The organism is Geothermobacter hydrogeniphilus, assembly GCF_002898515.1.
Taxonomy (GTDB): Bacteria; Desulfobacterota; Desulfuromonadia; order Desulfuromonadales; family Geothermobacteraceae; genus Geothermobacter_A.
This window is the reverse complement of sequence record NZ_PPFX01000065.1, coordinates 1-10688: the sequence shown is the minus strand read 5'-3', so window position 1 is coordinate 10688 and position 10688 is coordinate 1. Positions and strand designations below refer to the sequence as shown.

Here is a 10688-nt window from a genome sequence, read left to right as displayed (position 1 = left end):
GTCCCTGTCATCAAGACACAAAGCCCTTGCAAAAAAGGGGGAGACCATATACGTGGGTTCATGGCGGATGAAGAGTGCAAGTGCTTGACATGAATGCGATTCCCAAAAATCTGAGGCGCACCCATAGGTTCGCCGGTGATTTTTGGAAAGTGCAGACGGGGCAATGACTTGTGCTATTCGCCGGCAATGAATTCACTAATTCAGGAGTTAGCGATTCACCGATTCGGGGCGGGCTCAAGGCAGCCCGTAACATTCATACCCCTGCCACTCGGCCTTGGTCACGATCCCGGCATTGTCAACTTCAAGGACCGCCTGGCAGTTCAACTCCCGCCGAGGGCCATAGGCGTAGGTGGTTCCCGGTGCCAGGTTGGCCGGGATGTTGGACGCCGGGTAGGCACTGGCTTCCCAGCGATAAACCTCGCCTTCGGCAGTCTCCTGCCTTTCCGAGGGAGGCCCCCAACTGTCGATCACGCGCGCAACCGGTTTTCCCCGCCAGCGTTCAACCGCCCTGTCGGCCGGCGAAGGAACCTGCGGCGCGGCACAGCTGACCAGCAGCACCAGCCCCGGCAACAGCCATCCGTATTTCATTGTTACCTCCCATCCGAACGCGAAATCTCTCTCTAACCTATCGGTTTATTTTCCTGAATTCATTATATCGTCTGGTCGGACACTCGCGAACAGGCTGCCAGGTGCTATGCTTTAAATATGAACGAGATTCGTTACGATAACCTTGGTCCGACCAAAATCCTGCAGCTCTACGACCCCCGGATTCCATTTCACGCCTTTGTCGTGATCGACAATACGGCACGCGGCCCGGCCCTCGGCGGGGTCCGCATCACGCCCGAAGTCAACCTCACCGAAGTCGCACGACTGGCCCGCACCATGACCTACAAAAGCGCCGCCGCCGGACTGCATCTCGGTGGCGGGAAATCGGGGATCATCGCCGCTGCCGACAACCCGGATATCGAATCGATCGTGCGCAGTTTCGCCCGCATGATCGCCCGCCTCGACGACTACATCCCGGCGCCGGACATGGGCAGCAACGAGACCATGATGGCCTGGATCAAGGATGAAATCGGCAGGGTCGCCGGGCTGCCGGAAGAACTCGGCGGACTGCCGCTCGACAAACTCGGCGCCACCGGATTCGGCCTGGCCGCCTGCGCCGAAATCGCCTGTCGGCATATCGACCTGCCGCTGGCCGGAGCGCGGGTGGCGATCCAGGGATTCGGCAATGTCGGCAGCGCGGCGGCCCGTTTTCTCGTCGAGCGAGGCGCGATCCTGGTCGCCCTGAGCGATCGCCAGGGCACCGCCTTTGCCGCCGGGGGACTCAACCTGAACGCGGCCCTCGAAGCCCACCGCCGGAACGAGAACATGGTCGCCGCCGCCGGTGGAGAGCTGCTGCCGCAGGAGGCGATCTTCGGCATTGACTGCGACATCCTCGTCCCGGCGGCAACCGCCGATGTCATCCGCGCCGACAATCAGGCACAAGTTCGGGCGCGGATGATCCTCGAAGGCGCCAACATCCCGGCGACGATCGAAGCCGAACAATTGCTCGCCACGCGCGGTGTGCTGGTGGTTCCCGACTTTATCGCCAACGCCGGCGGATTGATCATGGCAGCGGCGGAATATTATGGAAAAACCGAAGACGAGGCGTTCGAGGAAATCCGCGACAACCTGCACCACAACACCGCAGAGATCCTGGATCACAGCAGGAAAGAGCAAGTCCTGCCGCGTCGCGCCGCCGAAGAGATTGCCCTCCGGCGAGTCCTCGATGCGATGCGGACCCCGCCACCGCCCCATCCCGCCCGGTTGATCGAACAGGCCCGGGACCGGTTACTAGGGTAGGCTTCGTCCCCCCCTTTCCCTCCTCTACAACGAATAAGGGAGCAGACCGACAAAACCTGTCTCACGCCCGTTCGCTGACACTCACTTGAGAACGCAGAGATTCAGACCTGAATCTCTGCGTTCTCGCGAGCGAAGTGAGCGCGCGGACGCCTTTTCAGGATCGGCAAGACTCAGACACTCTCGATAAACAACAGCCCCGGATCTTCCAGGAACTGCCCGACCCGCACCAGGAAGCGGGTCGCCTCGGCGCCATCGAGGACCCGGTGGTCGAAGGTCAGTGAGAGGGGCAGAATGCGGCGAATGACGATCTCGCCTTCGACCACCCAGGGTTTTTCACTGATCCCGCCGAAACCGAGAATGGCGACGTTAGGATAGTTGATCACCGGGGTGGCGAAGCTGCCGCCGAAGCCGCCGAAGTTGGTCAGGGTGAAGGTGCTGCCCTGCAGCTGTTCACGACTCAGGGACCGGCTCTCGGCCTGCTCGGCCAGCTGCTGCAGTTCAATCGCCAGATCGACCACGCTCTTGGTCCCAACATCCCGCACCACCGGCACCAGCAGCCCTTCCCGGCTGTCGACCGCCACTCCGAGGTGGCACTCCGCCAGCAGTTCGATCTCGCCGGCGGCTTCATCAACCCGGGCGTTAAGCCGCGGGAATTCGGCCAGCGCATGCTGGGTCGCCTTCATGAAAAAGGGCAGCAGGGTCAGTTTGACGCCCCGCCCGGCCAGCTCGTCCCGCTGACGGGCCTTGAGCGTCCAGAGACGGGTGACATCGGTTTCCGCCATGGTGGTGACAAACGCAGTGCGGCGCTGCGCCTCAAGCAGGTGTTCGGCGATGCGACGCCGCAACCCGGCAAGAGGGACGCGCCTGCCGCTATCGCCCGCGTCCCCGGAAGGTTCGGCACCGGCGGCGGTGAGAACATCCTCTTCAGTGATCCGCCCGTCCGGGCCGCTGCCACGGAGTGTCTCCAGGGCAACCCCGCGCGCTTTCGCCAGCGCCCGTACCCGCGGCAGAGCGCGCAGCGGAACAGCCTTCTTCTCTCCGGAAACGACCGGGGCTTCGGTTACGGGCCCTTCCGGCGGTCCAGCCGACGGCGCCTCCGGCAGAACACCGACAATACCGTGTGATTTCCTGACCGGAGAGACGACGGCCCCGGCCGCAGGTGCCGGCACGCTATCCGCCTCGAACTCACCGGTCGCGATGGTCAACAACACACTGCCGACCGGAACCCGGTCTCCCACCTCGTGGTTGAGGGTACGGATGATCCCGGCACGCGGCACCGGGACATCAACCACCGCCTTGTCGGTTTCCACCTCCAGGGCGCTTTGATGTTCCTTGACCCGCTCGCCGACGGCAACGTGCCAGGCACGGATTTCCGCCTCGACAACCCCTTCACCCAGGTCAGGCAGAATGAATTCAAACAGGGATTCCTTCAAAACGCCAGCACCTCCGCGATCGCCCCGGCAATCTGCTTCGCCGTCGGCACGTTGTAATCCTCCAGCAACGGCAGCGGCGGGATAACGTCGCAGCCGGTCACGCGACGGATCGGCGCCTTGAGAGAGAGGATCGCATCCTCGGCCACGGTGGCGGCGATCTCGGCCCCGAATCCGCCGGTCTGCGCCGCTTCGTGAACCACAACCAGCCGCCCGGTCCTGCGTACCGAAGCAAGAATGGTTTCAGCATCGAACGGATTGAGGGTCATCAGGTCAATGACCTCGGCATCAAAGCCCGCAGCGGCCCGCAGACTCTTCTCAAGCATGCTTCCCCAGGCAACCACCGTCACCGAATCACCGGGACGGGCAATGCGCGCCTTACCGAGCTCGACGGGAAGATCGCCTGCCGGAACGTCCTCCCGCAACAGTCGATAAAGACGGGTCGGTTCCAGAAAAAGAACCGGATCAGGAGTGCGAATCGAGGCCTGAAGCAGCGCCTTGGCATACCAGGGAGAACCGGGAACCACCACCTTGAGACCGGGCATGTGGCAGAACATCGCTTCGCTCGACTCCTCGTGCAGTTCCGGCGCCTTGACCCCGCCGCCATAAGGAGTACGGACCACCAGCGGGCAGTGCAGCTGGCCTCGGGATCGACTGCGCAAACGGGCGGCATGACTGAAAAGCTGCTCGATGGCGCCATAGGTAAAACCGAGAAACTGGATTTCAGCCACCGGTTTCAGCCCGTAAGCAGCCATGCCGATGGCAACCCCGATAATCGCCGATTCGGACAGCGGCGTGTCGATCACCCGCTCTTCTCCGAACGCCTCGTACAGCCCCTCGGTCAGGCGAAAAACCCCGCCGTCCCGACCGACATCCTCACCGAGCAGCACAACATCCGGATCGCGCTCGAGCTCTTCGCGAAGAGCCAGGTTGATGGCCTGAACCATATTCATCTCAGCCATGATCCAACTCCCGAAGATCGCGCAGCTGCTGCAGCTGTCGCTTCTGGCGCGGGGTCATTTCCGTCCAGGTATAGGCGAAAATATCCCGGGCCCGGGCCGGCGGGGTCGCCTCCTCGCGGGCCACCGCCCGGTCGAGCCGTGCGTCGATCTCCGTTTCCAGCTGCTGCTGGCGGGCGTCATCCCACAACCCGCGGTCGGCGAGAAAACGTCGCATGCGCAACAACGGATCACGCCGCTGCCAGCGCTGAACCTCTTCCGGGTCACGGTAACGGGCGGCATCGTCGGCGGTGGTATGGTCGGCCATACGGTAGGTCTCGCACTCGATCAGGCTCGGGCCACCGCCGCTGCGGGCCCGCTGCAGCGCCTCGCGGGTGGCCTGGTAAACCGCCAGAACATCATTGCCGTCCACCTGGATGCCGGGAATGCCGTAAGCAATCGCCTTCTGCGCCAGGGTCTCGGCGGCCGTCTGGTGGTTGCGCGAGATCGAAATCGCCCACTGGTTGTTCTGGATAATGAAGACCACCGGCGCCTGGAACACCCCGGCCATGTTCAATCCCTCGTGGAAGTCTCCCTTGGAGGTGCCGCCGTCACCGAAATAGCAGGCGGTGGCAATCGGGTCGCCGCGGTAACGGGCGGCCATGGCGGCGCCGACCGCATGGGGGATGTGGGTGCCGACGGCAATGCAGATCGGAAAGATATTGAGCTGCTCGGGACAGAGCAGGCCGCGTTCATCGCCATTCCAGTACTGGTAGATCTCGGCCAGCGGATAACCGAGGGTGACAAACACGCCGAGTTCCCGAAAGGCGGGGAAAAGCCAGTCGCTGTTCTGCAACGCGTAGGCGCTGCCGACCTGGGAAGCCTCCTGACCGAGAACCGAGGGATAGGTGCCGAGCCGACCCTCGCGCTGCAGGTGCAGGGCCCGCTGATCGAACTGTCGGGTCAGCAGCATCAGCTCATAAAGTCGAACCAGGTCGTCATCGGTCAGGTCGGGCATCAACTCGGCGTCAGTTCGACCCTGTTCATCAAGAATTTCCAGGCGGGAAACTGTGAAAGAGGCAATGATCTTTTTCGACATCCTGCGGCCTTTCGCCAACCCGGGCGGAGCCCCCGCGGGAACTCGGGAGCAGGGCTGCAACCTTGATCTCAATACCGCTGCGGGTTCTACCTAGAGTCTATCGGGGGAGAGAGGACTGTCAAATCCTTGAATCAGTGGGTTCCTGTTGGATGGAGAGTGCAAGCGCTTGGCCTGAATGGGATTTCCAAAAATCTGAAGCGCACTCACAGGTTCGCTGGTGATTTTCGGGAAGCTCAGGCAGGTCAATGACTTGTGCTATCCGCCGACAAGGGACTCACTGATTCAGGAATTCGAGAGGAGCAGGGAGGCGGCGACGCGAACGCTGCAGATCAGCCCCGCCGTTGCGGCCAGGAGCTGAAGGGAGTCCGGCTGAGACAGGCGTTGTAGTAGCGTTCATCGCCTGTTACCTCTTCGCCGACCCAGTCGGGCAGAACAACGGGCTGATCCGGACGGTCAAGTTCAACCTCAGCCAGCACCAGCCCTTCGTTGGCGCCGTGAAATTCGTCGATCTCCCAGATAAGACCGGCGTGGGGAACCCGGTAGCGAGTCTTTTCAATCTGCGGCCGGAGACAGAGTTCGTCGAGCATCTGCCGCGCCTGTTGCAGAGGAATCGGGTATTCGTATTCGCTGCGGGCACAGCCGCGGGTCGCGCCCTTGATGGTCAGGAAAGCCCGGTCACCGGCGATGCGCACCCGCACCGTGCGCTGCGGGTCAAGGCTGAGATAACCCTGCCGGTAAGCCACCCCTTCGGCGCCCACCTTCCAGGTGTCATTTCTGAGCAGAAACTTGCGTTCGATTTCCAGCGCCATCCGGCCAACTCCTGATCCAGGTTTCGCGACTCTCGGGTTTCATCATGCCGTCCTTTGCCCCGCAGGTCAACCGGAGTTGCTTTACAGATCCGATCCGACACCCCTATACTCTCTGAGTAAAATATCTACTCATTGAGGAACCGCTATGGATGAAATCCGTACTGCCAGGATGACGAAACTGACCCGGAAACTGCTCAGCTACGGCAAGGAAAATCTCGAGGACATCCTCCACCTGCTGGTCGACGCCACCACCCTGCTGACCCGCCAGAACCGTTGCCGCATCTATCTCGAAGACCTGACTGCCGGTCAACTGACCTGCGCCGCCGTTACCGGACCCCATGCCGAGGAGATCCGCGCCCAGAGCTTCCCCATCAACAGCGAGGATTTTCTCGTCTCCCGAGTCTACACCTCGCAGGATCCGGCCCTGCTCACCGACATCGACCAGCTCGACAGTCCCCAGGCGCGGGCGATTGCCGCCCGACTCGAAATCGGCTCCAGCTGCCACCTGCCGCTGATCCACCAGCAGCGCGCGGTGGGGGTTCTCTGCCTTGACAGCGGTCGTCGCGGGCAGTTGCCGGGCGATGCCGAGATCGAAGAACTGCGGCAGTTCCTGCTGCAGGCCACCCCGGTTCTCGACCGCGCCCGCAAGTACCATCAGCAGATCCTGCTGGCACGTGAAATAGACACCGCCAAGAGCCAGCAGGCGGCGCTGTTCATGGTCCGTTCGGCAGTCCGCCTGATCGACAAGTTGGCCCTGGCGTCGGTGCTGGTGCCCCGGCCGGGAGAATCGGAGGATCGGGTGCTGGAGATCCTCGCCTCCTACTCTCCGGACATCGCGGTCAAACGCCTCTATGAAGATGAGAAGCAGATCGAACTCGGCACCGGCCGCTCGCTGCTGTCACGCTACATCCACAGCGACGGCACCATCCGCGACGACAAACTGCTCAAGCCGATCTATATCGAAAACCTCCCGGCGCAAACCCTGCAGAAACGCTACCTGACCGACCAGATGGGGTTGCAGTCCCTCTACGTGGTGCCCCGTCTCGATCCTCATTCCCGCCGGGTGCGCTGCCTGGTCAACTACTATACCGCCGAAAGATACCGCTTCAGTCCCTTTGAACAGGGGCTGCTCGAAGCCCACGCCGAGATGGCGGAACGGGTCATCCAGGAGATCGGCGGCGAACACATGGAGATCCAGGTCCTCGCCGAAATCAATACCCTGCTGCAGGAGAAATATGAGAACCTGCCCTCCTTCCTCAACCGGGTGCTGGCCAAGGCGACCGAACTTATCGGCGCCGACACCGGCAGCATCGCCCTGGTACGCGAGCGGGAGGGTGAACGCTGGCTGGTGGTCGAAGAGAATGACGGTACCCTGACCGGAGCCAAGATCAAGGAGTGGCTGAAACGCAACATTCCCCCGATCCGGATCGGCGCCGAGGAATTGCCGGCCGAGGAACGCAGCCTGACCGGACTGGCCGCCGCCACCGGCCGGGAACAGCTGATCACTGACACCCGCGAAGAAGCAGGCGGCCGCGGCTTCTACCGCGAGATCACCACTGACATTCGCAGCGAACTGGCGGTGCCGGTGATGCACGATGACGAGGTGCTGGCGGTGATCTGCCTCGACTCGCTGCGCCCTTGGTACTTCACCGCTGAACACCGTCAGATCCTGCAGATCATTCAGCGGATGATTTCCCGCCACCTGTTCGATCTGCAGCGCATCGAACAGCTGACCTCCGAGGTCGAACAACTGCGTTCCGACGTCGGCTACCGGGACCCCAGTATTCATTCCTACCGGCTCGGCAACATCATCGGCAACGCTCCGCGCGCCCGGGAGATCGTCGAATTCATCCAGCAGGTCACGCCGCCGATCTTCAACCGCATCACCCTCTGGCACAAGACCGATGTCGAGGAAGCGACCCTCGGCCTGCCGTCGATTCTGATTACCGGAGAAACCGGTAGCGGCAAGGAATTCATCTTCAACAATATCTTTTCGCGGCTCAACGAAATGTACCAGGGACGCTTCGGCCGCCGCCGTGAACTGCCGGTAAAAAAGACCAACATTGCCGCCTACAGCGGCGAACTCACCTATTCCGAGCTGTTCGGTCACAAGCGCGGTGCCTACACCGGCGCCCACGCTGACCGCCAGGGAATTCTCGAAGAGGCCCACGGCGGAGTGGTCTTTCTCGACGAAATCGGCGATGCCGACCCGAAAACCCAGGTTCAGCTGCTGCGCTTCCTCGACAACGGCGGTTTTGTCCGCCTCGGCGACAACCAGACCCGCTATGCCCGGGTGCTGCTGATCGCCGCCACCAACAAGGATCTCGGCAAACTGATCGAAGCCGGTGATTTCCGTGAAGATCTTTACCACCGGCTCTCGGAGTTGACCATCGAGGTTCCCTCCCTCAACCAGCGCCGGGAAGATATCCCCGACCTCGCCACCCATTTCCTCGGTCGCCTCTACCGCATCTATCGACGTCCCGGGGAGCCGGCGGAACCGCCGATGCTGACCCGCGGCGCCCGCGAGGAACTGGCGCGCCACCATTACAGCGGCAATATCCGCGAACTGCGCAGTATCCTGGTCCGAGCCCTTTTTTTTCGCGATGGGCACAAAATTGACGAGCAACTGATTCGTCATACCCTGGGCCGCCCCCATCCGGCGAAAAGTGCCACGCCCCGACAGACCACCCGTCGACTGACAGAAGAACTGGCCGAGCAGATCCTGGAATCCATCACCTCCGGACAGGAAACCTTCTGGACTGCCCTTTACAACCCATACTCTGAAAACCGCATCACCCGTGACATGGTCCTCGCTGTTCTCAACCTGGCCCGCCGCCAGGGCGCAACCAGCATGCCGAAACTGGCCGGTCTGCTGCACGCCTGCGACCCGAAGAGTGACCGCAACGAAGAACGCAAAACTTTCTTCCGTTTCAAAAACTTCCTCTACAAAACCATCCGTATCCAGTGAGTCAAAAAAAAGCGCGGGAGCAGCTTCCGCTGCTCCCGCGCTTTGACAACCTCCAGAGGGGGCTCCCAACTTTATTATCCGTCCTCAAGCCATGCGTACCACCTCGACCCGATAACCGTCCGGATCGGAAACGAAATAGAAACTGGCCGTGCCGCTCAAGCCTTTCAGCGGCGTCGGATCCAGACCGAGCTCCTGGTGGCGTCGGTGCGACGCTTCGAGATCATCGACGCTGACCGCCAGGTGGGAATAACCGTTGCCTATGACGTAAGGCTCCTGCTGATCATAGTTGTAGGTCAGTTCAAGTTCGAAACTGTCGCTCGGATCGGTCAGATAGGAGAGGGTGAAGCCGTCATCGGGAAAATCCCGTTTGCGGGAAACCCTGAAACCAAACGCCTGCTGGTAAAACTGCTCACTTTTTTCCAGGTCCAGAACCCGGATGCAGGCGTGGATCATGCGATAGGTCATTTTTCCCTCCCCGGGAATTCAATCGTGACCGATCACCTTGAGATCGGTCAACTCGGGAAAATACGTCAGGATAATCTTGCGGGCGGCCTCGTGATTATGCTTGGAGGCAAAACGCAGGCGGACATCCATTTCCCAACAGAAATCGCACAGGCAGTCCTTGGCATTGTAGGTTTCCGCCCCGCAGTTTTTGCAATATATCTTCTGTTCCCGCTTACTTTTCATCGTTGGTAGTATATCGCTTTTCTGGAAAAAAATAACCGGAAAATAATGCCCGCTCCGCTTGCAGGCTGAAGGCTTCAACTCTCTCGAAAAAATGAAAAGGACCTGCAGATCATAAACTGCAGGTCCTTCAGAACTTTTGGCTCCCCGAGCCGGACTCGAACCAGCGACAAGGTGGTTAACAGCCACCCGCTCTACCAACTGAGCTATCGGGGAAGAGAATAGTTTTTCTAACTCACTGTTTTTGCGAGAAGAAAAACTATTTTGCCGTTACAAATGGGCCGAAAAACAACCCGAAAATCCGTGTAACGACGTGAGGGTTTATACGATAGCCGGCGGGTGCTGTCAAGAAAAAATCAAAACACCACCTGGCGCAGCTCCTCAATGGTTGCACAGGCCGCCAGCGCCTGCCGATATCGATTTTTCCGGCTCCAGATCCGCCAGAAATATTGCCGCACCTCATCGGCGAGCTTCAGAGCTTCGTGTAACGCGCCGCTCGGTTTGGCCCTGTTTTAAGGGGGCGGTTACCCCTTCTTTAAACAGTTCGTTTTGGTAGCAGTTCGGCGTCGGTATTCCGTCCGGCCAGGTGCCATAAATCAACTCTGTGCAGTGGCTCTGCTTATCCCCTCCTCCGACAGTGTATTTGTAGTCGACTTCGACCACCGGCAGATCTGAAAACAGCTCTCGGATTTCGGGGTGGTCGTTAATGCTGATGATCATCTGCCCTTTGATGTTGACGGCCAGGTCGTGCAGTTGCTCGTACTCCGCCCAGGGGAACCCTACACCGTACCCTTCCGTTTCCCAGTATGGCGGGTCGCAATAGAAGAGGGTATGCGGCCGGTCGTATCTTTTGATGACAGAGAGCTGGTACCAAAATTTCGGACAGTGCATTAAGGTGGACAGCCCCGCACTGAC

Annotated in this window: 9 protein-coding genes, 1 tRNA gene and 1 pseudogene; 2 read left to right on the top strand and 9 right to left on the bottom strand. The window is 60.7% G+C overall.

Annotated elements, in window-relative coordinates; translation table 11 throughout:
* Positions 1-234 precede the first annotated feature (234 nt).
* Positions 235-588, bottom strand: a complete 354-nt coding sequence (locus C2E25_RS16925) for a hypothetical protein (protein ID WP_103116891.1) — start codon at positions 586-588, stop codon at positions 235-237.
* Between the two features lie 117 nt (positions 589-705).
* Here C2E25_RS16925 and C2E25_RS16920 point away from each other — a divergent pair, with 117 nt between their 5' ends.
* Positions 706-1845, top strand: a complete 1140-nt coding sequence (locus tag C2E25_RS16920; protein ID WP_103116890.1) for a Glu/Leu/Phe/Val family dehydrogenase — start codon at positions 706-708, stop codon at positions 1843-1845.
* A 170-nt stretch (positions 1846-2015) separates the two neighbouring features.
* Here C2E25_RS16920 and C2E25_RS16915 read toward each other — a convergent pair whose 3' ends face one another.
* The 4 genes from C2E25_RS16915 to C2E25_RS16900 all read right to left on the bottom strand — a co-directional run bounded on the left by C2E25_RS16915 (position 2016) and on the right by C2E25_RS16900 (position 6121).
* Complete coding sequence (locus tag C2E25_RS16915; RefSeq protein WP_233189475.1) at positions 2016-3278, bottom strand: dihydrolipoamide acetyltransferase family protein; 1263 nt, start codon at positions 3276-3278, stop codon at positions 2016-2018.
* Positions 3275-4237 carry an alpha-ketoacid dehydrogenase subunit beta gene (locus tag C2E25_RS16910; RefSeq protein ID WP_085009964.1) on the bottom strand — a complete coding sequence of 321 codons (963 nt, stop codon included), beginning with the start codon at positions 4235-4237 and terminating at the stop codon, positions 3275-3277. The genes C2E25_RS16915 and C2E25_RS16910 overlap by 4 nt, the downstream gene beginning before the upstream one ends.
* Positions 4230-5312 (bottom strand): pyruvate dehydrogenase (acetyl-transferring) E1 component subunit alpha, encoded by a 1083-nt coding sequence (gene pdhA / locus C2E25_RS16905; RefSeq protein ID WP_103116889.1) that lies wholly within the window; start codon positions 5310-5312, stop codon positions 4230-4232. The genes C2E25_RS16910 and pdhA overlap by 8 nt, the downstream gene beginning before the upstream one ends.
* Before the next feature lie 329 nt (positions 5313-5641).
* Positions 5642-6121, bottom strand: coding sequence for a CYTH domain-containing protein (locus C2E25_RS16900; RefSeq protein ID WP_103116888.1), 480 nt, complete (start codon positions 6119-6121; stop codon positions 5642-5644).
* A gap of 145 nt (positions 6122-6266) precedes the next feature.
* Between C2E25_RS16900 and C2E25_RS16895 the strand changes: the two genes are divergently transcribed.
* Complete coding sequence (locus C2E25_RS16895; protein WP_103116887.1) at positions 6267-9089, top strand: GPMC system transcriptional regulator; 2823 nt, start codon at positions 6267-6269, stop codon at positions 9087-9089.
* Positions 9090-9173: 84 nt separating this feature from the next.
* Here the strand turns inward: C2E25_RS16895 and C2E25_RS16890 are convergent, their stop codons facing one another.
* The 4 genes and pseudogenes from C2E25_RS16890 to C2E25_RS17745 all read right to left on the bottom strand — a co-directional run.
* Entirely contained in the window at positions 9174-9554 is a 381-nt protein-coding gene (locus C2E25_RS16890; RefSeq protein ID WP_103116886.1) for a VOC family protein, read from the bottom strand.
* A gap of 18 nt (positions 9555-9572) precedes the next feature.
* Positions 9573-9776 carry a hypothetical protein gene (locus C2E25_RS16885; protein ID WP_103116885.1) on the bottom strand — a complete coding sequence of 68 codons (204 nt, stop codon included), beginning with the start codon at positions 9774-9776 and terminating at the stop codon, positions 9573-9575.
* 137 nt (positions 9777-9913) lie between these two features.
* Positions 9914-9989: transfer RNA gene (locus C2E25_RS16880), tRNA-Asn, on the bottom strand.
* Between the two features lie 243 nt (positions 9990-10232).
* A pseudogene (locus C2E25_RS17745) lies at positions 10233-10688 on the bottom strand (hypothetical protein); the annotation flags it as partial.

Bases quoted from the DNA above. Each gene is read 5' to 3' on its own strand.
- C2E25_RS16925 (WP_103116891.1), bottom strand. From the start codon at position 588: ATGAAATACGGATGGCTGTTGCCGGGGCTGGTGCTGCTGGTCAGCTGT.
- C2E25_RS16920 (WP_103116890.1), top strand. From the start codon at position 706: ATGAACGAGATTCGTTACGATAACCTTGGTCCGACCAAAATCCTGCAG.
- C2E25_RS16910 (WP_085009964.1), bottom strand. From the start codon at position 4,237: ATGGCTGAGATGAATATGGTTCAGGCCATCAACCTGGCTCTTCGCGAA.
- pdhA (WP_103116889.1), bottom strand. From the start codon at position 5,312: ATGTCGAAAAAGATCATTGCCTCTTTCACAGTTTCCCGCCTGGAAATT.
- C2E25_RS16900 (WP_103116888.1), bottom strand. From the start codon at position 6,121: ATGGCGCTGGAAATCGAACGCAAGTTTCTGCTCAGAAATGACACCTGG.
- C2E25_RS16895 (WP_103116887.1), top strand. From the start codon at position 6,267: ATGGATGAAATCCGTACTGCCAGGATGACGAAACTGACCCGGAAACTG.
- C2E25_RS16890 (WP_103116886.1), bottom strand. From the start codon at position 9,554: ATGACCTATCGCATGATCCACGCCTGCATCCGGGTTCTGGACCTGGAA.
- C2E25_RS16885 (WP_103116885.1), bottom strand. From the start codon at position 9,776: ATGAAAAGTAAGCGGGAACAGAAGATATATTGCAAAAACTGCGGGGCG.